Raw genomic sequence first — 22,149 nt, forward strand, 5'->3', positions numbered from 1 at the left:
ACTTCTGTCCCATCAGGACTGGTGACGTCAGACGAGACTTCCAGGTCGCGCTAATGCCTGGCAATCAACGCCAGAGACGGGGTTTCCTGCAAAAGTTGGCGGCTGTAGTCCGCTTTCGGACTGGCAAAAAAATCTTCAGCACTGCCGGTTTCAATCAACTGCCCGTTCTTTAATACAGCGACCTGGTCTGACATTTGCCGGACCACGGCCAGATCGTGGCTTATGAAAAGTATTGAAAGACCAAACCTGGCCTGTAGCTCTTTGAGAAGATTCAGTATCTGGGCCTGTATCGACACATCCAGGGCAGAGGTCGGTTCGTCGCAAATCAGAAACTCAGGGCGGGCCACCAGTGCGCGGGCAACCGCGATGCGCTGGCGTTGGCCACCAGAAAACTGGTGAGGATATTTCAGCATTGCCCGTTGCGGCATCTCCACGAGACTAAGCACTGACGCGACGATGCGTCGTTGCTCAGCCCGGGACTTGGCCAGTTTAAAAAAACGAATGGGCTCACTGATGATTTCTTCGATCGTGCGTCGGTTGTTCAGCGACGAATACGGGTCCTGAAACACCATTTGGATCTTACGCCGGGCAGCGTGGTTGCGCGGCCGATCCCGGCCCAAAGGCAAGGGCGCGCCGTTAAAATCGATGCTACCCGCAGTGGGTCGTACCAGTCCGACGACAGCCTTGGCCAGCGTCGACTTGCCCGAGCCACTTTCGCCAATCACGCCCAGTACCTGCCCGGGCAGCACATCCAGAGAAATGTCCCGCAAGGCGCGCGTGCCCTGCTTTTTTCCCCAGGCAAAGGGTCTGTCAGCATAAAATGTCACGTCCAGATCACGCACCGACAAAACAGGGCCGTCAGCGAGCGTGGGACGTTCCCCTTTCAACAACCAGTCGGATGCAAATTGTTCGGAAGCGCCAACAACATTCCACTGCAGTTCAGGAGTCGCAAGCGCGGGTTCATCGGCAAGAATGTTAACGAAACGGTCAAGTTTTTCATCTAGTCGCGGCACCGCCGCCATTAACGCTTTGGTATAGTCGTGGCGCGGTTCGCCCAGGACCTGAGCAGTCTTCCCCTCTTCCACCAATTTCCCGTTGCGCAACACAGAGACGCTGTCGGTAATTTCTGCGATGACGCCGATGTCGTGGGTGATCAGGATGAAGCCCACGCCCCGGTCCTGTGCCAGTTGCCGGATCAGTGCGAGGATTTGTTTTTGGATCGCCACGTCCAAAGCAGTGGTCGGTTCATCGGCAATGATCAGGTCCGGGTTGGTGCACAGGGCCAACGCGATGACCACCCGCTGTCGCATGCCGCCAGAAAACTGATGCGGGTATTCCCCAAGACGGGCCTCGGCGTCCTGAAGCCCGGTTTCTTTCAACAGCTCAATCGCTCTTTCCCGGGCGTCGCCATAGCTGGCATCAGAATGCTGGCGGATCGTTTCGACCAACTGATCTTCGATGGTCAACAGCGGGTTCAGCGAAGTTTGCGGATCCTGAAATATCATCGATATTTTTGCGCCGCGCAGTTTGTGATACGCGGCGTCGGACAGGCTGCGCAAGCTTTCGCCATGCAGTTTCACATCGCCCGCGGCAATGTAACCCGGCGACTGAATCAGGCCGATAATGGCGGCGCCAATGGTTGATTTTCCGGCCCCGGATTCCCCGACCAGCCCGTGAATTTCACCGGGCTCAAGCGACAGGTCCAGCCCTTCAATCGCGGTAAAAGTGCCAAACCGCGTCGGGTATCTGACGGTCAGACCGGTGACATTTAACAAGCTGCCCATCAGCGAAGCCTCGGATTTAGGACTGTGCGAAAAAAGTCGCCAAGGATATTCACCGAGATGATCATCAGGATCAGGGTCATCGAGGGAAAGATTACGATCCACCACTCGCCGGAGAAAATATACTCGGTGCCGATCCTGATCAGTGTACCAAGTGACGGCTGGTCAGCCGGCACACCGACACCAAGAAAACTGAGCGTGGCTTCCAACAGTATCGCGACAGCCAGATCGATTGTGCCAATGACCATCAACGGCCCAAGAATGTTCGGCAGAATTGCAACCAGCATAATGCGGACCGGGTGCTGCCCCATGATCTCAGCCGCCTGCACGTATTCTTTGTTGCGTTCAACAAATGTCGAAGCACGCGCGACTCTGGCAAAATTGACCCAGAGCGACAGGCCGATGGCAATCGTCAGCACGATCAACAACAGATCTTCGTGCTGTTCGCGCGGTAGAATTCCACGGGCGACCCCATCCACCAGCAGGGCGGTTAATATAGCGGGCAGGCTAAGCTGCACATCAGCAATGCGCATGACGACAGCGTCAAAACGGCCGCCCAGATACCCGGCCGCGAGCCCGAGGCTGGTGCCCAGCACGGCTGCAAAGGCGACGGATGACAGACCGACCAGCAGGGACAGCCGGGTGCCGTACAGGATTGCGGAGAGCAAGTCACGTCCCTGATCATCGGTGCCAATCAGAAAACGTGTATCACCGTCCTCAGTCCACGCGGGCGGCAAAAAACTGTCGAGAATATCAAAGCTGGCCAGGTCATGCGGGTTTGTCGACGCTATGAGAGGTGCAAAAAATGCGCCAAAAATGGCGACAGTTGCGATCACCGCCGCCACTTGTGCTACCCGGTTGTGGAGGAACAGATAGAGCAGTTCGTTTTCAATCCGGATACGACGCCAATAGCTCAACATCAGCTGCCCTCTGCCTTCAGGCGCACGCGCGGATCAATAATAAAATAGAGAATATCGACAGTCAGATTGATGATCACAAAAATCAGGGCAATGATGACAAGATAGACAGACATCACCGGGATATCGACGTAGCGGATACTGTCAAGAAACAGCAGACCCATACCGGGCCATTGAAATACGCTTTCGGTGACAATGGAAAACGCAATGATCCCACCGAACTGCAGCCCGATTATAGTGATCACCGGCACCATGGAATTGCGTAGCGCATGCCGATAGTGCACCGTGCGGTAGTCGATGCCCCGGGCGATGGCAAATTTGATAAAATCCGTGTTCATCACATCCTGCATTTCCGAGCGCACCATCCGCATGGTCAGCGTCAGCTGGTATACCCCCAGGGTGATCGCCGGAAGGATCAGGGCGCGCAGGCCACCAAGAGACAGGAAATTTGTTTTCCACCAGCCAATTTCCACAACATCGCCTCGGCCAAATGTCGGCAGCCAACCCAGTTGCACTCCGAACAGGTAGATCAGAAAGATCCCGATAACGAAGGTGGGAATCGAAACACCAACCAGCGTGACCACCAGAATGGCATTGGCCAGCACCCCGTCATTTCGCAGAGCGGTGTAAATACCGGCGGGGATGCCGACAGAGAGCGAAATTAACAGGGATACAATGCCCAGTTCCAGTGTTGCGGGCATACGTTCCAGGATCATTTCACCGATGGGCTGGCGCGTGCGGTAGGAAAAACCAAAGTCACCACGCACCAGACTGCCTACAAACCGTGTGTACTGTACCACTACAGGGTCATTCAGGCCCAGTTGTTCGCGCAGCCGTTCCTGATCCTCGACGGAGGTTTCCTGTCCAACCATGACGGCGACAGGATCCCCCACAAAGCGGAATAGAGCGAAGGCCAGCAAGCTGACTGCCAGCATAACAAATATCGACTGAATAAGGCGTTTGATGATGAATGCGGCCACATGCGCCCTTTCAATTTCGAAAACAACTTTGGCTGAGAGCGACCGGAGCGACGAGTGAATAATAGGTTGGACAAGGCATTTCCGGAAACAGAACTGTTACTTTTTCTGCTGCCTTAAAATTAGACAGCTCCGGATGATGTGTCTAGTCTTCAAAATGTGAGCTGCCAATTTGTAGCTGCGGTTAAATGGTTCCCGGGGAGAAAAACAATGAAATTATTTACCAAAACAGCTGTTGCAGCGCTGGTGCTGGGACTGTCCGCCAGCGCGGTTTCAGCCGAAACATTTAAATGGGCGGGATCAACGGATCCACAGACCATGGATCCGCACGCTGTAAATTCTGCGCCGGTTCTGGGATTTTTGAACAACGTGTATGAAGGCCTGGTGCGCCGGAATAAAGAGATGAAGATTGAAGCCGCTCTGGCCGAAAGCTGGGAGCCGCTGGGCAGCGGTGGCTGGCGCTTTCACTTGCGCCAGGGCGTGACCTATCATGATGGATCAGCCTTCACGGCAGAAGATGTACTGTTCTCTTATGAGCGGGCAAGTTCAGAGGAAGCAGACGTGAGATCGTGGTTTTCACCGGTCTCTGAAGTGATCGTACAGGATGAGTACACCATTGATTTCATGACCAAAGCACCTAATCCGCTGTTTCCGGATTCGATCGCCAATTTCATGATTATGGACAAAGGCTGGACCGAAGGAAATGACGCGGCCCGCCCGGCAAAGGACGCCGAGAACTTCGCCACGCGAAACGCCAACGGTACCGGTGCGTTTGTGCTTGCGTCCCGCGACCCGGGCGTGCGCACGACTCTGACACCGTATAGTGGTTGGTGGGACGATCTTGAAAGCAACATTACCGAAGCCGTGTTCACGCCAATTGGTGAAGCGTCGACCGGAATGGCCGCTTTGCTGTCTGGTGAAATTGATTTCATTGCACCAATCCCGTTGCAGGACGTTCCCCGCATGAAAGAACGCGCTGGTTTCACTGTGCATGAAGGCGTCGAAGCACGGGTGATCATGTTCGGCTTTTCTCATGAGTCAGACGCGCTGAAATACTCTGATGAAACAAGTGACAAAAACCCGTTCCAGGACCCACGTGTCCGCCAGGCCATCTATCAGGCCATTGACGTGGACGCCCTGACCAGCCGCATCATGCGTGGCACAGCTGAGCCGGTGTCGCAGCTGGTTTCCAGCGAAATGAAAGGGTTTTCAGAGGGGCTGTCTGATCGTCTGCCGTTGGATCGCGACGCTGCAAAGGCATTGTTGGCGGAAGCCGGTTATCCGGACGGGTTTTCTTTTGGCCTGATGTGCCCGAATGACCGGTATATCAACGACGAGGCCATTTGCCGGGCCACGGCATCCATGCTGGCGAAAATCGGAGTGACCGCGAAATTGTCCACGATGCCGGTGCGCAATTACTGGCCGCAACTGCGGGAAGACAATTTTGATATGTATCTGCTGGGCTGGTCACCTGGCACATTTGATGCTGAACATCCACTGCGCTTTCTCGCCTCGACACCAAACAGCGAGAAGAAGCTGGGATCGTGGAACTTTGGCGGCTATTCGAGCGCCCGTATCGACGAACTTCTGCCGATGATTCAGACTGAAATCGACGACGGAAAACGGCAGGCAATGATCGATGAGGCCCATAAAATCCTGCAGGATGACGTGGCCTATGTGCCAATGTTTGTTCAGCCTCTGATCTGGGCGACCAGGGACAACATTTCTTTAACCCAAAGAACCGACAATTTCTTCATCCTCAGATGGGTTACCGTGAACGGGTAACAAGCACCAGACAGAACAGGGGAACTCTGGCGGGAGTCAGGGTTCCGATACGCAACCGGCCCATCAATGTCCCGGGCAGTCCGAAGGCGATTTATAACCCGGCGCCTGCCCTTCCTCGACATATCCGCCCGAAACGCCCACAGATCACCGGGAGTCGCCATACCGGGAAAATGGCCCGGGAACCGCGTAAACTCACGCATCTCACACAGATACATAGTCTGCGTTTCGGGTCGGAACCCTTGAACGTACAAATTTACGAGAAATGCTGGCGCAGAAGCGGAGCATGTTGATCAGACATGGAAACCTCCTGTCACCTGGTAGCGTAGGGCCCAATCAAGTGACACCCACACCCACCCACAAAATCAACCGTCCAGATCCCGCACCGCGCATGCGGAAGGAGACCCTGTGCGATAGCCGTTTCGCCCTTGACCGCTCACTGGTTGTTGACGAGCGTCTTTGGCCGATGCCATCTGAAGGTCCGGTCTGGGGACAGTGATCAAGTGACATTGCACCCGCAGCGAGCGCCGGTTTGCCGCCCTTCCCTACAAACCGTTGCGGGCGCAGCATCAGTCACTAAGGACGGAGAGCATGCGTAACTGGGCCACCTCTGTTCTGAGGTCGAGCTTCCGATACGATCACAAGGTGGCTTGTGAACAAGGGAGATAGAATATGGAATATTTTGCCCGACCAGACGTATCGCTACGATCCTGAGCGCTTTGCATTGTTGATAGCGAGGGGACGATGCTGTTGGAGCGCGAATTGCCTTGTGAGATCAAGGATATCGCTGAGTGCCTTGCGAACTTCCCGCATCCGATTGAACGGATCGGCTTTGAAGCGGGCACCATGAACCAGCACCTGTACTTCGGTTTGAAAGCAGAAGGCTTCGACGTCGTCTGCATGGAGGCACGACAGGTGAATGCCGCGTTGTCAGCGATGCGCAGCAAGACAGATAAGAACGACGCATGTGGCATCGCGCAAGTGCTCCGTACCGGCCAGTTCAGCCCGGTGCATATGAAGAGCCGGGAGGCCCACGGTGTCCGTGCCTTGCTCAGCACGTGTAAGGCATTGCTGAAGAAGACAATGGATCTGGCGAATGAAGTGCGAGGCTTACTGAAGATATTTGGCATTCGCTTGCCAGGGACCGTGAAGCACGGCAGTTTCGATGCCCTCGTTCGGCCGATGATCGAAATGGACGATGTTCTGGCTCATGCTTTGGTTCCGCTCCTGGACGCACGTTTGGTTTTGTTTCAGCATTTTCTGGAACGGGACCGGCGTGTCAAACGCGCAGCCAACCATGATGAGGTTTGCATGCGGATGATGACGGTGCCGGGCGTCGGACTGATTGCAGCATTGACCTTCAAAGCCGCTGTCGATGATCCGACGCGCTTCAAACGGTCACGGACTGTTGACGCACATTTTGACCTGACACCGAGACGGTATCAGTCGGGTGAGCACGACAATCCTGGGCGTATATCAAAAGCGGGCGACCGGGATGTCCGCGCAACGTTGTACGCAGCCGCCAACGCTTTGCTCATGCGAACGATGGCCGGGTCTCAGATTAGATCGTGGGGCATACGGCTGATGCGCACAAAAGGCCGCCATCGCGCCGTTGTTGCAGTCGCCCGTAAGCTCGCCGTCTTGCTGCACAGGATGTGGAGCGATGGCACGGAATTCCGTCAGGGTCAGGTGGGAGACACAGCATGATCTAAAACGCTAACCACCCAATCCTGACGGGGTCGTCCCTCACCGCACGAGGTGCGTGCCCTCTCGGGCATGTAAACATGCCCTGTCAGGTAATAGATGAAGCCGGAAATGTCTGCTGCACAACTTGAAGCGCGCCGGAAAGCGGGGCTCTCCTCTGCCAATCCGACATATGCGTGCTGCGGGGCCATCAGAGCGTCCAACAGACTGCGGAGCAAAGCGTGACCCGGATGAGCGACTATGACCCAAAAGAAACAAAGAAGGAAAATGAGCTTGACCCAAACACCCAATTAGAGACGCGGCCTTTCGCTGCGCGTTCCACCCTTGCCTGCGGTGCGGACAAAAACGGTCGTTGGCAGCAGATGTGTTTTCGCATTAGCCCCTTAGTCAAAGAACGCAGAAGCATAAGTCACCCATAAAAAATGTGAATACCGAGAAATCGTTTCTCGTGTGCAAGCCGGCGATGCAGTTCCTCGCCCTTACGCCTTTCGTGTTCCTGGAGCATCGAACCGTGGGTCGGCGCAAGGTGGTGGCGCTCTCGGATACTGCGACGTTTGGCATTTTTGAGAATTGAAGATAATGAAATTGACATAATGCACCTCCTTGATATTGACGTGTTGTGTTTTCAACATATGGAAAATAGGCTCTTATGAGAAAATCAATATGCTTTCATAAATGTTAGTACAGGTATCAAATAATGGATTGGACACGAATTCCGTCACTTGCAGCGCTACGGGCGTTCGAAGCAGCAGCCCGCTGTCAGAGCTTTAGCAAGGCTGCACGTGAACTGAATGTGACGCATGCCGCAATTGCCCATCATGTTCGCAGTCTCGAAGCCGAGTTTTCGGAAAACCTGATTGTCCGGCAGGGGCGCGGTGTTGCGGTCACTCCGACTGGCCTGCAATTGGCAGAGAGCCTTCAGTCCGGGTTTTCGATTATCGCCAATGGAGTTGAGAAATTAAGATCACAAAGCGAAGACAGGCCGCTCAATATCTCTGTTACACCGGCTTTTGCCACGAACTGGTTGATGCCGCGCATAGGAGAGTTCTGGGCCAAACACCCCGAGGTTTCCTTGAACATCAATCCGAGTATTAGCCTGGTCGATATTCGGAAAGATGGATTTGACCTGGCGATCAGGTATGGCGACGGGGGATGGCCCAATGTCAAATCCGAACTACTCACAGACGGAGATTTCTGGGTCGTGTCCCATCCTGATCTGGTCCAGGGCAGGACAGTTACCTGTTTGCCGGATGTGGTTGGTCTTCCGTGGTTGATGGAAAGCCATATGGTGGAACGAAAGGCTATTGTCGAACGAGAAGGCATTGATTTTCAACAGATCAAGCTCACGCTTTTGAACACCAATGGTTTGGTATTATCTGCCGTGACAGCAGGGTTGGGGATTTCCGTCCAGCCCAAGTCTCTTGTTGAAAGGGAAGTCGAAGCTGGAGGGTTGATCAAAATCTGTGAACTCAATCAAGAGAACCTAGGATATTACATGGTTGTGTTACCGGATCGGCAACCTAAGGGGTTGCGGGCATTCCAGTCCTGGCTTCGGGCTAAAGCTTCTTAAGCGGGCGTTCGCGGAGCAACGTTGGTCAATCAGGGCTCTAACCGGCCATTAGCCGCGCCTTGTACCAAGGCCCGCAAAGGGCCGTTCTTGACAGTTATGGTGGAGGGAAGTGGTCCAATTGCTGCGCTACGCACATTTCGGCGTGAAGGGCGGTGAGCTGCCACTCGCTGCGAGGTCAGTAAAGGTCAGCTGAGCGGATGAAGTTGTCGTTTATTGATTGCCTCCTCAGCGTAGTATCTGGTTGAAAATGTTCGGCAACCCATCGCTTAAATGGGTTGCCAACTCCCGCCTAGAAGCCTTCGACCACAATCTTGCCCTTTGCCTTGCCGGTTTCAATCAGCCGATGCGCTTCACGCATAGTCTCAGCATTAATCGGCGACAGCACGTCCGACACAGTCGTTCGAATACGCCCTTCATCAATTTCTTTGGCGACATAGCTCAGCAACTTGTGCTGCTCTATCATATCAGGTGTTTTGTGCATGGATCTTGCAAACATGAACTCCCAGTGAAAACTGGCCGCCTTCATTTTCATTCCAGCCATTGGCATCGGCAAATCCGTATTATCGATAGAGACAATGCCGCCTTGCGGTCGGATCAGCTCAACAGCCGCGTCCCAGTGGTGCATGTCGTTGAAGATAGCAATATGATCAACGTGATGCATTCCAAGTGCGCGCACCTGAGCCACCATATCTTCGCGATGGTTGATCACATGATCCGCGCCCAGCTCTTTCACCCACGTGGTTGTCTCTGGCCGCGATGCTGTCGCGATGACGGTCAGGCCAGCCTGTTTGGCGAGTTGAATGCCGATCGATCCGACACCACCGCTTGCGCCGATGATCAGAATCGTCTGGCCCTTATCCGCGCCATCACGGTCAATGCCGATACGGTCAAAGAAAGCCTCATAGGCGGTAATCGTTGTTAGAGGCAGTGCCGCAGATTCAGCATGTGACAGCGACGTCGGTTTGTGGCCCACAATACGCTCATCCACGAGATGAAACTCCTGGTTGGTGCCTGGGCGCGTGATGTCACCAGCGTAATAAACGTCGTCGCCAACTTTAAACAATGTCACATCAGGCCCAACAGCTTCAACGATACCAGATGCATCATAGCCGATCACGCGCGGGCTTGGTTCAACCTGATCTTTTGGCGCCCGGACCTTGGTATCGACGGGGTTTACGGCAACCGCCTGGACTGCAACCAATATATCGTGGCCCGCAGGGGTTGGTTTTTCCAGTTTCACATCGAGAAATGCATTTGGATTCTCGACGGGTAAATAATGAGTAAGAGCAACGGCTTTCATACTGTTCTTCCTTAATAGTTGCGCCCGGCTTGCGGGCAATTTCTTCGGAAAGGGGGGCTAAGCCAGCAGAACAGGCCGGCACCGGGCAATCGATCCCGGCCTGTTCTGCTGGCTTAGCCGGTTTTGCTCATCTCATTGAGAACAAATCTGATTACGGCACCGTTAGTCGCAGTCATGTAGGCGGCGAGGTGAGGCGCACCCATGTGTGTTTGCCATAGTTCGCGGTTTTCCCATGTCTCGTAGAAGACGAAAAAACCGGGTTGGTCGTTGTCCATGTGCAGGTCGTATTGGATGCAACCTGCTTCGGCGCGGGTGATGTCGATCAGTTTTTCCAGCTCTGCGCGAACAAAGTCCTCTTTGCCGGGGGCTGCAGTGATTTGTGCGAGGATTGTGAGTGACATAATTCTGTCCTGGTTGTTTGTGCTTCGATTACAGGCTAAGTGTCAGCTGCAAGCGTGTTTCGCAAGTACGCACAAATTGTGCATATAGGTACAAAATGGATACTGTAAAATGATCATTGGTCCAAAGGTGACGCGGTTTGCCGATTACAACTGCAGTAAAGGTTGTCCGGTCGAATCCGCCCTTGAGCAGATTTCGGGCAAATGGAAAGGTCTGGTGATTTACCATCTGCTTAGTGGCACCCACAGGTTCTCGGAACTGAAGCGCAAAGTAGGTACCGTCACCCAGCGCAGCTTGACCAAGCAATTGCGTGAACTGGAGAACGACGGGATCGTTGATCGCACTGTCTACGCTGTCGTGCCCCCCAAAGTAGAGTATAGCCTCACGGATAAAGGCAGACGCCTGCTGCCTGTTATCGAAACACTGCACGCCTGGGGGCAAGAAGATGCGTTGAGCGGGAGCAACAGACAGCCAGGTTTTGACATTACTTCGTGAATCCGCTCTGGGCTCAGAGCCGACCTTCGCCGCAGTGGTCACGACCGGCCACAATGGGCCGTTCGTTACAGTGATGGCAGAGGGACGTGGCCCGATTGCTGCACCATGTACATTTCGGCACTTTGGGCGGGGAGCGGTCCTCCGATGCGCGTCGCGCCAATGACTGCTGTGCCGGACGAAGTGGACCTTGCCTCGCTACAACATGTCAAGGATACGAAGTTCTTCAGCTGAGCTTGGCGAAAACTGCTGCAACTCATCAACGTTATAGCTCGAAAACGTGTCTGTAATTCCACTGTCAAAGTTGAAACGGAACGTCCAGTTCATGTCTCGCACAAACTTGCTCACATTCAATGCGCAAGTGTAGTCTCTGAACGGAAAGTATTTGCGCGCTGTGACACCCGTTGCTTGGGCCTCGCCTGAGACAACCTTCAATTCTCCACCTGACAAAGCGGCCACCTTTTTGACCCACGTCTCAGCGTTCATCATCTCAGGTTCTGCAACGTTGTAAATGGCGCGTTTACCAAAGTCAGCATCGACAAAATGAGCGACTATTTCCGCGAGGTCCTGGACATGAAGGAACTGAAATTGTGCTGCCCCATCACCGGGAACGATGACTGGCCTCTCGCTCAACACGCGTGACCATACGAAGGTTTCCCGATCATTGGTGTTGTTTGGGCCATATAAATAGGGCGGGCGAAGGATTACGAGAGGACATTTGGCCCGTCCGATCAAGAACTCATCGGCTTCCGATTTATCCACCCCATATGCGCCCCAAATATTGGCACCACCAAGAGGGTCATCTTCGGCAGGTAAGCGATCAGGTGTCTCGCGATAGACCGCAGCACTGCTGAGATGTATCCAATTTCTGGCAGTTTCTCCGAACGCAGAGAACGCAGTTTTAACCTGCTGTCTCGTATATCCACTTGTGTCAACAACGACATCAAAAACGCCCGATTGTTGGGTCATGTCTTCGTGTCGATCACGATCAGCTACAATCTGAGCGACCCCATTAATTCTTCGATTTCCACGGTTCAAAACAGTTACCTGATGGCCAGCTTCTTGTAACGTTGGGATGAGCGCTGCCCCGACAAAACCTGAGCCGCCAATCACTAGTATCTTTTTCAAATAATCTCTCGCTTGTTCTGTTTTTCAAATACAGATGAACGATAGCTGCGGTGCAGAAAATAGTCAATTTGGGCTCATTCCTGCCCTTCGCCGCAGGCGTCACAAACGGCCGCAATGGGCGTTCTCGACAGTTAGGGTAAAGAGAAGTGGTCCGATTTCTGCTCCATGCATATTTCGGCGCGAAGGGCGGTTTGCGAACCTTCGCTGCGTTGAGCGGCAATGGCCACTATTCGAGACATTGCTGTCATTGCAAAACCTGCAGTTTGAGGGCGACACCGATTAGAAAAGCTGTTCGACTACCAGAAGAGAAAGCGGCAATGTAAGGAATGCCAACGCTGTCTGAATCGTAGTTATCGCCGCCATCAGTGGCGCGTCACCGCCCATTTGGCGGGCAAGCGTATATGACGACGACGCCGTTGGCGAAGCACTGAAAATTAAGGCAACGAGCGTCTCGAGTTCCGTCAGCCCAAGAAGCATCGCCAAAACCACTGTGATCAGTGGAAATACGATGAACTTTCCGGCTATCGAGAGCGCTAGTAGTATGACAGAGGCACGCATCACGTCCAAACGTAAATTGGCACCGACGCACATCAATACGATTGGCAGCGCCGCATTGCCTAATAGCCCGGCCGAATCGTGCAGAACCGGGACCTCTCCGACACCGAAGATGTTAAATGCAACACCGGCCAGCACCGAAACGATCAACGGATTGCGCCCCAGATCACGAAGCACCATCGGCAGGATTCTGCCCTTGCCATCGCCCTGATTCAGCACGACCATCAGGGGAACAACGGCCAGATTTGTTGCCGGGATCAAAAGTGCCATTGCCAGAGCGCCCAACGACAGGCCGGTAGCCCCGAACAAACTCCCGGCGATCGAAAGCGCAATGAATGCGTTGTGACGCGACGCACCCTGCATCATGGAACTGGCACTGCCACTCGGTAAGCCCACCAACTTTGCTGACCCAAGGCCGAATACCAGCGTTACAAGAAAACCACCAATGATGACCACTGAATATGATCCGACCAGTCCCGGAGACAGCTCAATTGTCGAAGTCTTGTGAAACAGCAGCGCTGGCATCAGCACCCAGTAAACCAGCTTGTCGTTCATGTTCCAAAATTCGACATTCGGAATGCCATTGCGTCGCAATATGTATCCGAGAACGATAAGAAAAAAAATTGGAGCCGTTGAGATGAGAACAGGCATCAAGGTCATCACCCACTTCTATATCTTCTAATCCGGTAATCCCCCCTAAAATTAGTGGCGTTCAAAAGTAGAATTTTCTCGGCAAGATATCTGAGGAGATTTTTGATGAAGACAGCACGATTTAGCGACGCCCAGATTATGTCGATCCTGAAGCAGGCAGAGGGCGGTGTACCGGTGTCTGAGCTTTGCCGCGAACATGGGATGAGCAGCGCCAGCTTTTATATCTTTGGACGTCTCTCCCGTTGCAAGAGTTTCTTCGAAGCGATCTGACGGCATTCCCTGGTTGCAAACATCTATCCGGCGTCACCGCCTGGATGGTGCGCTCAAATGGGAATTCCGCGTGGTGAGCCTCAACAAATGGTCGGCCTCAGCGGGCCATTATAAAAGCCAGGTTCCTCACACACCGGAGCTTGCCGGTCGGTTCATTTCTCTGATCTTCCTGCAATCCTTTCCCGCGCTAAAAGTTAGCGCGGAATTCTTCGTTTCTGCGCAGCATGGCCCAGATGATGCGGGCGTTCTTGTTGGCAACGGCGACGATAGCGCGGTTCATGCCCCGTCGCTCTCTCAGCGCATTTACCCACTGACTGAACGGGTCTGTCTTAGCAGCCGCGACACGAACAACAGATCTGGCGCCATGGACCAGAAGCGTTCGCAGATGTTTGTCACCCCGCTTGCTGATCCCCATCAAAACGCGTTTGTCTCCGCTGGAGCGTTGCCGGGGGACGAGGCCCATCCAGGCCGCCATATGCCGGCCGTTCTTAAATTCAGCACCGTCACCGACCGCCGCAACAACAGCTGTCGCCGTTTTTGGACCCACACCACAGATACGCGCGATCCGCTGGCAATCCGGATCCGATCTGAAGACAGCATCTATGCGCCGGTCAAACGTCTTAATCCGGGCATCAAGCTGAGCCATAAAGTCAAACAGATCACCAATGATTTCGCGCGTCATTGGGCTTAGTTCATTGTTCTTGTCAGTAATGATTTCCGGAATGGCGCGGCGGGCGCGACCAATTGACAGTGCGATCGGAACGCCGCGATCAAGCAACAATCCGCGCATCTGGCTGACAAGCGCTGTCCGGTGGTTCACCAGACGGCGCCGTGCTCTGTGCAGCGCCTGAACGTCTTGCTGCGCTTCGCTTTTGGGCGGCACAAATTTCATGTTGGGCTGTTGCAATGCTGTACAGATCGCTTCGGCATCGTTCTGATCGTTCTTCTGGTGTTTTAGAAATGGTTTCACATATTGCGGGGCGATGACCTTAACCTTGTGGCCAAGCTCTTCGAACCGGCGCTGCCAATAGAATGCGCCGGTACAGGCTTCGATCCCAATAACACAGGGTGCCAGTGCAGAAAGTTCAGGCAATAAGGCCTCGCGCCGAAGTCGCCGCCTCAATACCTGTTGCCCATCCCCGTCAACGCCGTGAAGTTGGAATACGTTCTTCGCCAAGTCGATCCCGATATACGCAATTGTCATATCTTCTCTCCAGTCTGTTGCATCGCCCACAGTGTTCCCGTTGGTGGGAGAGGCGTCCATCCCATTAAATGGCGGGCCAAGTTTGGCGGCATGGACGCGTCTCTTGTGGCTGAAATGAAGGACTTGGCTGAGCAGAACCGTCGGCTCAAAAAGATGTATGCAGAGATGAGCATGCAGAATGACTGGCTGAAGGAAGCACTCGGAAGCAGTTCATTTTCCGCCATTGGTCAGAGGACAATGGACGAGCGCGTTAAGGCCATCCCTGCGCAAGGAGATGGCCGTGAGAGCGGTCGGGAGCATGGCGTCAGCGTCGCACTGGCGTGTCGAACGTTTCAGATCAGCGAGACCTGCTACCGGTATGAGCGCAAGTTAAGTGACGAGAATGAAGAGATTGCCGACTGGCTGGAACGCCTGACCATCAACAGGCGCGCCTGGGGTTTTGGCCTGTGTTTTCTGTATCTGCGCAATGTGCGGGGCTTTGGCTGGAACCACAAAAGGGTTTACCGGATTTACTGCGAACTGGCGTTAAACCTGCGCATCAAACGCAAGAAACGGCTGAAGCGGGACAGGCCCGAACCGCTGAGCGTCCCTGTCATCCCAAATCACACCTAGTCGATCATTGCCCGGCAGGCGATGCAAGCATCGCCGAGAGGGGATTTCATGGCAGACCAGCTGGCAGACGGTCGTTCGATCCGGACGCTGAATGTTCTGGACGACTTCAACCGCGAAGGTCTGGCCATCGAAGTGGACTTTTCTTTGCCAGCAGAACGCGTGGTTCGAAGCCTGAACCAGATTATTGAATGGCGCGGAAAACCTCAGGTCATCCGCGTTGATAACGGCCCGAATATGTCAGTGGGACTTTGATGCTATGGGCTGAGAAACAAGGTGTGCGGCTGCAATATATCCAGCCCGGAAACCCCCAACAGAACGCTTATATCGGGCGCTACAATCGCACGGTTCGCCCCTCTCAGCGATGCCAGCATCGCTTGCCGGGCAACGGGCGAATGGCTGGCGCAGACCATCTTTGGAACGATAGAGGAGGCACAAGAACAGGCCACCGAATGGCTCTGGACATACATCAACGAGAGACCCAACATGGGCATTGGCGGGATCACTCCAGCAATGAAACTGAAAACGGCCGCGTAGTTCTACAGGCGGACCCCATTAGAAATGGGGGGATTACCATCCCTCTGCACCATGCTCCAATGCAAGGATGCCGAAACCAAAGCCCAAGGCTGGTCCCAATGCGGCCTTTCCAACACTTAACCAAAACTCACACATGCGCCCATTGTGCAGCAATTGGAAATAGGGGCTCAGAGCGGACCTTCACTGCGCAGTCCACGAATGCCTGCAAAGGGCCGTTCTAGACAGTGGTGGCAGAGGGAAGTGGTCCGATTGCTGCACCAGGCACATCTCGGCGCGAAGGGCGAAGAGCGGAAGTTCGCTGCGGTCAGCATCAACGGCAGCTATGCGCCTGTAAGCAGGCGAAGCGGCGCAGACAAGAACGATGACACTGCCCCTGCTAAATTGGCAGGGGCATTCGATTTTCAATCGTGGCCAGCCGAGCTCGAATATATGAATAAGTCAGTTAGACAAATAACAACAACAACCCCGAACGCAGTGGGCCTGATCCGAAATCGTGTTTCCTTCTCAGACCATTGCAAGGATTCGGGCAGGCCCTCCAGAACCGCCTCTGTGGGTTGGGGCTCCTACAAAGAGAGTTGCGCCAGCAGCGGGCACATTGTCGAGGTTGGCTATGTTTTCAATGCCGTAGCGGTTTGTGGGCAACCAAGCGTAGTGCGTGTCGAAGGTCTGTGTCGAGCCGATATCGAGCGAGAGTGAGTCAGTGGCAATTGCGACCGAACCAGTTTCCTCAATCAACATTTTGGCTGCCTCAACATGAAAGCCCGGATAGTGTCGAACGCCAGCATCGTTGAAACCTGCGAATTTTGGGGTAGTGACGTGCTTTTGCCATCCGGAATTCATTGCAATACACGCGCCGTTGGGAATTTCACCGTGCTTGGAAATCCACGCCCTTAAATCGTCTGGAGTGACTTGGGCTTCATCATTTGCCTCCGCTTTCTCCCGAATGTCTATGACACAAAGCGGGCACACCAGGCTTTCGACAGGGATTTCTTCTACCGACTGCCCGTCGGCTGAAAAATGAAGCGGAGCATCGACATGAGTGCCGGTATGCTCAAAAATCTCAAGATTGAAGGCGTTGAAGCCACTCTCCTCGAATTTTGCCGCCTGAGAAATCTTAATGCCTGGAGGGCCAAACCATGTTGGAAAGGCTTCGTCAATTACGTAAGTCATATCTACTATTCGCTTTGCGCCAGCAGCCAGACTAACCTGGCCAGTTCCAGCTCCAATTACTGCGGCTGCAGTAACCGCCGGCGCTGCCTTCAGGAAATGTCTTCGCGAAAGCATCCTATTTTTAACGCTTTTCATCACGCAGTGATGGCACATGATACTTTCCTCCAAATGTTGCGCCTGCAATTTCAGGTGGTCCGTACTTCAAATCGAATAGTCTTGTGTCGCTGTGCTTGCAGTTCACGGGACCAGAGCCGATGGTGTTATTATCATTCTTGCCACAGCCAGCAGTATTCTGGCATTCTTTGCGGGCATCTTCGGTACCAAGGGCGCTACCATCGGCATCGCCGTAGCAAACTTCACATTTGTCCACTCGAAGTAAACAAAGTATCACATTCCTCGGGAGATGCGAAATTGGCGGAGTGTATTATTCCGTGGATGGATTCCAGACTTCAAGGAGCCGGATAACAGTCCCCACAACCGCAACGAGTGCCGTCAATCCCCCCGAAGCCGCAAAAGAACCAACCTTCTTAGGTCTGCTAAGTGCTCGGAGCGGACCTTCGCCGCATCAGTCGCTAAGGTCCTGCATACCAACTGCGAAGTTGCGGATATAGCCGCCGTCTGGGTCATAAAAATCTGCCGAAGGGCATGTAAGGGCAGCATGTTTTCTCAACAGCAGATACAGCTCGACACCAGAAATCATCGATTAAAGTCCAAGTGGAACGATTAAGCGCATGTCAGTCAAGAAGAACGCGCCCCAGCGGCGCATTGATCTGGCACGCAGCCCGTTCTTCCTCAATCCGACTTGGGTCGTCACCATATTCGATCAACGGGTTTCGCCGCACCTTGCTCTCAATCAAATCGAGCACTGCATCAAATTTTGGCACGTCTGCTTTATCATGCCGGACTTTCCGCCATTCCTTCATATCCCGTTTGTTGACGTAAAACATCACAATGACATCACGTTCAATTGTCGACGAAAAGCCGTGGTATGAATAGAAATGCGGCACAAACACACACACCGAGTTTTTACGGAAACGGGCACCATAAACTGGCTTCATAGATCTGTCGTAAAGGATAGTTGCGTTCTTTTCTTCAGCTTCCGGCGACAAGGTTTCGCTCGGGAGATAGAAAACAAAAGACATATACTTCGGCGGGATATCGACGTGGATATTCTGAAACCGGTCAGGTTTGCAAAAGACAAACTCGAACTCTTTTTCATGAATTTCTACATCCTGCAGCATTGCCTCATCCGGGGCCACATAGAATTTCCTGAACAATTCCCGCTTGATTTCCGCATCTTCGAAAAGCGCGCGAAACTGCCGAATGACAAGCTGCGGCGCACCAGGAAGCCGGCATCTTTGATTGGTAAATTCGGCGTTGTCTTGTTTCCGGTCCTGAATTTTACCCGATTTTTTGAAGTCCCGCATCTGGCGATGAAGCTGCTCATAAAACTCGCCCGGAAGGATATTTTCGATATATGCGTGGAAGAAGGGCGCGTCTCCAACCGTCAGTTCTGCGATACGAGCCAGCACATGTTTGCGCAACACAGGGTATTCCGGTCCAAGCGACGACGGACGGCTGTCAGTCTTTTTCCCTGCAAATAAGTTCGCAAACACAAGCGCTTCCTTCCAACAAATTACTTACAACAAACCTGACCTGCCATCGAACTGATCAGGAACACTTGAGGATTTTTAACGATGTTCATCTGTAGATATCTACAGATGAACATATTTCAATTCAGGATTCCCCCCCCCGGCGACCTGGCAAATGTAGCAAAGTTAATAATTAGTTAAAGAGAAATCTGCGACAGGAACCTATCAATCGGTTCAGCGTTAACATTGAGATGGAGTTTGGGTGGGCTGGCAATAAAATCCGGCAATCTTGTGGCCAGCTCCGCCCTTGGAATCGTTGGCAGGTTGACACCAGAACCGATATCGCGGGCGCGGTTGTCAATGGCAACAACGCCGATCCGGCAGCCATGGGACAAGCCCCTTATGCCGCCATGAAGACGTGTTCCGATAACGTCGGCATTGGTCGTCGACAGGAAGTCATCATACGCTATCAGATTTGGCGCCAGGATGCGAATATCCTCAAGACCCGTTATGGACTTCAGGTAACCGAGGTCTCCTGGCATTTGAGGCCAAAACGCGATCCGTTTGTAACTCTGTCGCAAAATATCGATCATTTGCCGGTCAGACGTATCAGGTTTGTTGCCGGTCAGTGTGAAACACACATCATCCGCCGGCGATGTCCGGACCACCGGTTGCGAAGAGCGATATTCCCACAGCGTAGGACAGCTGGTATTTATCGCCTCCCGCCCACAATGAGAAAGTATCTTTGCCGCAAGATCGTCCCGGACGGAATGGCGGTGAGTTGGCGACAACAGCCGGTTGATCAACCAGCGCTGACGCCACGCCACTCGTTTAAAATCTCTGTTCGCGCCAACACCAACAAGAACAACCTTGCCCTGCAGCGCCGTCACATCCTGCGCTTTGACCCGCCAGATAAATTTCCGGCCCCGGTATCTGGCAGAGAGTGCATTTGTACCAAGCAACAGAACGAGATCGGCTTCCGCAGCCAGCCGGCGCCCGAACGGTCCCAAGCCATCATGGCCCGAAGACGTGCTGATATAGGCGTCCCCGATCACCGGCATCAAGTGATGACGCGCTTTTTCAACGATAATTTCATCGCCGAGATTGTCCGACGCAACCGATGTGTCGATTAAGTGGATGCGCCGTATTTTGTCGTCAGTCATATTGGTCTCGTCTGCGTTAGCTGTGGTTGAAGGAACAAAAGTCCACTCAGCCACTATATCAGTTATTGGCCGATTGGCATTGTTTCCGCAAAATGTTTCCACTCTTCCTGCCAGCGCCGCTCTTTGAGGTTTTTGCGCGTCTTGCCGCTGTGCCAGGGTTTCATTGGTCCGGTGAAGTGTATGATCGACGGATCGTCACGCGAAGGTGCATAGGTGCTGATTTCGGGTTGGGAAAACGGCCAGGACGATGTCTTCACGTTGCCCCAGATTGAATTCCAGGTTGGATCAACCAGCGCCACCCGATCCTTGAATATTATGTTCAGATGATCCTGGTCGAGAGAAGGAAACCGGGTCGCAGCTTCCCAATCGGCCATTTCGGTATCAAGACCAGCGTCGCGTATACACGGCATGTCGAAAAGGATGACGCCTGCGTTGAAATATTGGGAAGGGTCGATGCCCTCGATTTTTCCAAGTTGCTCTAGGCGACGGCGGTGCGGTCTGCGCCAGCGGAAGAGCGCGCTGTCATTAAGCGCGGAGACGGAACGCCAGACACGCGGATCACGGGACGCGGCTATCAAATTTCCACCCAGGTCGGTGTCCCACAGGGGGCCAACATCGGAGCGGACCAGCGTGTCTCCGTCCAGGTACAGCACCTTGCCGTCCAGTTCATTGGGAAGCAGAAGTCGCCCAAGTGTTGCGGCGGAAATATGGCCCCGCCCGCCTTCCATACGTTTCATTGCGTCGCTGTATCGCAACTCCAGCTCAGCGTCGGAAAACAGCGCGGTGAAACGCTCCAGTGCCCGCTCTACATAGGCGCAGTCCTCAACGAGGAACAAGGTTACGCGGATGTCTTTTGGACGCGCGGTCAGCAGCGAATACAACGACACCATTGTGCAGGCAGCAAAACCACTGTCCAGTACATATGCAACGTGAACTTTTTCCAACAAAATACCTCTGGCACTTGAATTGAGCGGTCTTTAGAAACGACCGAATTCGACTTGTGATCGGCGGGCGGGTGCGCCAGCCGGGTGCTTGTCTCCGCTTCAGACTTACGCAAATATCATCGCAACCTTCGATCAGGTCCATGCCGCAAAGTCGCCAGGATGACATCCGCGAAACCTGAATTGAGTTCGGGCCGGCACCGGCTTCCCCGCCAGGTGCAGCGCGCTCACGTCCGCATCTGCGGGTCGCGTCAGCCGTAGATGCGAAACCCAACTAGTCATCAAATGTATAGCCGTATTCCCGAATTTCCTCGCTGAAAATTCTGGCGGCACATTCTCTCATATCCGGACTATAAGCTTCTTTATAGTTACTGCCGCCACCGCTGACGATATGCGGCAGCTCTATTTGCGGAATTCCAAGATGTTCACAAACAGCCCGGAAATCCTGCTGAAGCGTTTCGAAGCGACCCGTAAAATCCAGATCCGCCCTGCCCCGCCGGTCCGTGATCCAATACAGCTGAGGCTTCAGGTAACCGGTGCCTCCAAAGCGGTGAAGATATTCTTTGAATGTACAGTCAGCAGTAATCCCATGCCTGGCAATCTTGCGTTCGTCTCTCATCACATTGCGATACCAGGAGTATGATCTCGCCCAGGGGTTTCGCACAAATGTGAATTTGAAATAGTCCCGGTACTGTTCGCTGTTTACAGTAAGGCCATTGGCTGGATTTGAATGCTTTTTAAAACGCCATCTCAGCCTTTTTAACTCGGTGCGCGTATCGAACTCCCGGAGGTTCAGCGAAAGTGGCTGGATCTCGCCAAGCGTACGGTGGTCCTGCATCCCCCGTTGTGTTCCCGCGCCCAACATTTCGTGATGCCCCAAAGCGGCTTCGATACTCGAACCTGCACATTTCGGGATATGGATGAAAATACATTTGTACTTATGGCTGATCATGGATGATTCCAGGATTGGGAAGGTACGGTATTGTTATCGGCAGATGGTCTTTACCTCTACTGGAAAGTGGGTGTGCTGGAAGAAATTAGCATGGTGCGCTGCGATCGCGGACTTTTTACAGGTACGCACTGATTGGTCTTGTCCCGATTCAGTTCCGGTCTCTTTCGAGCGATATTCGCAATGAAGGAGACAAGAAATGGCACCAAGATACAGCGAAGAATTCCAGCGTGACGCGGTTCGCATTGCAACGACCAGCGGCCTGACGCGACCCCGGATTGCGTCGGATTTGGGGGTTGGCGTTTCGACCCTGAACAAGTGGGTTCAACAACACCAGAACGACGACCTGATGTCTGGCCCACATGAAGATGTAGAGAAAGAGAACGCCCGCCTGCGCAAGGAAAACCGGGTTCTGCGCGAGGAGAGGGAGGTCCTAAAAAAGGCGACGATCTTCTTCG

19 protein-coding genes and 2 pseudogenes are annotated in these 22,149 nt (G+C 53.6%); 7 read left to right on the top strand and 14 right to left on the bottom strand.

Annotated elements, in window-relative coordinates; translation table 11 throughout:
• Positions 1–50: 50 nt before the first annotated feature.
• Genes DWA01_RS12460 through DWA01_RS12470 form a run of 3 tightly spaced genes read right to left on the bottom strand, consistent with a single transcriptional unit; the run spans position 51 to position 3,678 of the window.
• Positions 51–1,784 (bottom strand): dipeptide ABC transporter ATP-binding protein, encoded by a 1,734-nt coding sequence (locus DWA01_RS12460; protein ID WP_114286164.1) that lies wholly within the window; start codon positions 1,782–1,784, stop codon positions 51–53.
• Positions 1,784–2,701: an ABC transporter permease gene (locus DWA01_RS12465; protein WP_114286165.1), complete on the bottom strand. Its 918-nt coding sequence runs from the start codon at positions 2,699–2,701 to the stop codon at positions 1,784–1,786. Before DWA01_RS12465 ends, DWA01_RS12460 begins: the two co-directional genes overlap by 1 nt.
• Positions 2,701–3,678 carry an ABC transporter permease gene (locus tag DWA01_RS12470; RefSeq protein WP_114286166.1) on the bottom strand — a complete coding sequence of 326 codons (978 nt, stop codon included), beginning with the start codon at positions 3,676–3,678 and terminating at the stop codon, positions 2,701–2,703. Before DWA01_RS12470 ends, DWA01_RS12465 begins: the two co-directional genes overlap by 1 nt.
• Positions 3,679–3,885: 207 nt before the next feature.
• On the opposite strand from DWA01_RS12470, the gene DWA01_RS12475 reads away from it, so the two are divergent.
• Entirely contained in the window at positions 3,886–5,460 is a 1,575-nt protein-coding gene (locus DWA01_RS12475) for an ABC transporter substrate-binding protein (RefSeq protein WP_114286167.1), read from the top strand.
• Between the two features lie 720 nt (positions 5,461–6,180).
• Positions 6,181–7,164 carry an IS110 family RNA-guided transposase gene (locus DWA01_RS12480; RefSeq protein WP_268807735.1) on the top strand — a complete coding sequence of 328 codons (984 nt, stop codon included), beginning with the start codon at positions 6,181–6,183 and terminating at the stop codon, positions 7,162–7,164.
• Between the two features lie 406 nt (positions 7,165–7,570).
• Here the strand turns inward: DWA01_RS12480 and DWA01_RS22970 are convergent, their stop codons facing one another.
• A complete protein-coding gene (locus DWA01_RS22970) occupies positions 7,571–7,753 on the bottom strand; it encodes a hypothetical protein (protein ID WP_136057743.1) in 183 nt (60 codons plus the stop codon).
• A gap of 105 nt (positions 7,754–7,858) precedes the next feature.
• Between DWA01_RS22970 and DWA01_RS12485 the strand changes: the two genes are divergently transcribed.
• A complete protein-coding gene (locus DWA01_RS12485; protein WP_114286168.1) occupies positions 7,859–8,731 on the top strand; it encodes a LysR family transcriptional regulator in 873 nt (290 codons plus the stop codon).
• Positions 8,732–9,020: 289 nt separating this feature from the next.
• Here the strand turns inward: DWA01_RS12485 and DWA01_RS12490 are convergent, their stop codons facing one another.
• Together DWA01_RS12490 and DWA01_RS12495 are read right to left on the bottom strand one after the other, a co-directional pair.
• The gene (locus DWA01_RS12490) at positions 9,021–10,031 is read right to left on the bottom strand and encodes a zinc-binding alcohol dehydrogenase family protein (RefSeq protein WP_114286169.1); all 1,011 of its coding nucleotides are present in this window, start codon (positions 10,029–10,031) and stop codon (positions 9,021–9,023) included.
• A 113-nt stretch (positions 10,032–10,144) separates the two neighbouring features.
• Positions 10,145–10,432 carry a putative quinol monooxygenase gene (locus DWA01_RS12495; RefSeq protein WP_114286170.1) on the bottom strand — a complete coding sequence of 96 codons (288 nt, stop codon included), beginning with the start codon at positions 10,430–10,432 and terminating at the stop codon, positions 10,145–10,147.
• Between the two features lie 109 nt (positions 10,433–10,541).
• On the opposite strand from DWA01_RS12495, the gene DWA01_RS12500 reads away from it, so the two are divergent.
• On the top strand, positions 10,542–10,925 hold the full coding sequence (locus DWA01_RS12500; RefSeq protein WP_114286171.1) for a winged helix-turn-helix transcriptional regulator: 384 nt from the start codon (positions 10,542–10,544) through the stop codon (positions 10,923–10,925).
• Between the two features lie 195 nt (positions 10,926–11,120).
• Here DWA01_RS12500 and DWA01_RS12505 read toward each other — a convergent pair whose 3' ends face one another.
• On the bottom strand, positions 11,121–12,050 hold the full coding sequence (locus DWA01_RS12505) for an NAD-dependent epimerase/dehydratase family protein (protein ID WP_114286172.1): 930 nt from the start codon (positions 12,048–12,050) through the stop codon (positions 11,121–11,123).
• A 279-nt stretch (positions 12,051–12,329) separates the two neighbouring features.
• A complete protein-coding gene (locus DWA01_RS12510; RefSeq protein ID WP_235008541.1) occupies positions 12,330–13,265 on the bottom strand; it encodes an AEC family transporter in 936 nt (311 codons plus the stop codon).
• Positions 13,266–13,361: 96 nt separating this feature from the next.
• On the opposite strand from DWA01_RS12510, the pseudogene DWA01_RS12515 reads away from it, so the two are divergent.
• Positions 13,362–13,478, top strand: a pseudogene (locus tag DWA01_RS12515) (transposase); the annotation flags it as partial.
• A gap of 235 nt (positions 13,479–13,713) precedes the next feature.
• On the opposite strand, the gene DWA01_RS12520 reads toward DWA01_RS12515, so the two are convergent.
• A complete protein-coding gene (locus tag DWA01_RS12520) occupies positions 13,714–14,730 on the bottom strand; it encodes an IS110 family RNA-guided transposase (RefSeq protein ID WP_114286181.1) in 1,017 nt (338 codons plus the stop codon).
• Here DWA01_RS12520 and DWA01_RS12525 point away from each other — a divergent pair.
• Positions 14,683–15,876, top strand: a pseudogene (locus tag DWA01_RS12525) (IS3 family transposase). The gene DWA01_RS12520 and the pseudogene DWA01_RS12525 sit on opposite strands and share 48 nt — an antisense overlap.
• A gap of 504 nt (positions 15,877–16,380) precedes the next feature.
• On the opposite strand, the gene DWA01_RS12530 reads toward DWA01_RS12525, so the two are convergent.
• From DWA01_RS12530 to DWA01_RS12550, 5 genes are all read right to left on the bottom strand, one after another.
• A complete protein-coding gene (locus tag DWA01_RS12530; protein ID WP_114286173.1) occupies positions 16,381–17,199 on the bottom strand; it encodes a cyclase family protein in 819 nt (272 codons plus the stop codon).
• Between the two features lie 581 nt (positions 17,200–17,780).
• On the bottom strand, positions 17,781–18,662 hold the full coding sequence (locus DWA01_RS12535) for a hypothetical protein (RefSeq protein WP_114286174.1): 882 nt from the start codon (positions 18,660–18,662) through the stop codon (positions 17,781–17,783).
• A 173-nt stretch (positions 18,663–18,835) separates the two neighbouring features.
• Positions 18,836–19,903 carry a polysaccharide pyruvyl transferase family protein gene (locus DWA01_RS12540; RefSeq protein ID WP_136057744.1) on the bottom strand — a complete coding sequence of 356 codons (1,068 nt, stop codon included), beginning with the start codon at positions 19,901–19,903 and terminating at the stop codon, positions 18,836–18,838.
• The gene (locus DWA01_RS12545; RefSeq protein WP_136057745.1) at positions 19,864–20,745 is read right to left on the bottom strand and encodes a glycosyltransferase family 8 protein; all 882 of its coding nucleotides are present in this window, start codon (positions 20,743–20,745) and stop codon (positions 19,864–19,866) included. Before DWA01_RS12545 ends, DWA01_RS12540 begins: the two co-directional genes overlap by 40 nt.
• 271 nt (positions 20,746–21,016) lie before the next feature.
• On the bottom strand, positions 21,017–21,694 hold the full coding sequence (locus DWA01_RS12550) for a sulfotransferase family 2 domain-containing protein (protein WP_114286177.1): 678 nt from the start codon (positions 21,692–21,694) through the stop codon (positions 21,017–21,019).
• 196 nt (positions 21,695–21,890) lie between these two features.
• Between DWA01_RS12550 and DWA01_RS23885 the strand changes: the two genes are divergently transcribed.
• Positions 21,891–22,149 (top strand): transposase (locus tag DWA01_RS23885; RefSeq protein WP_136057746.1); only part of this gene is annotated, 259 nt, incomplete at its 3' end.

The organism is Candidatus Halocynthiibacter alkanivorans (genome assembly GCF_003333265.1).
GTDB lineage: Bacteria > Pseudomonadota > Alphaproteobacteria > Rhodobacterales > Rhodobacteraceae > Halocyntiibacter_A > Halocyntiibacter_A alkanivorans.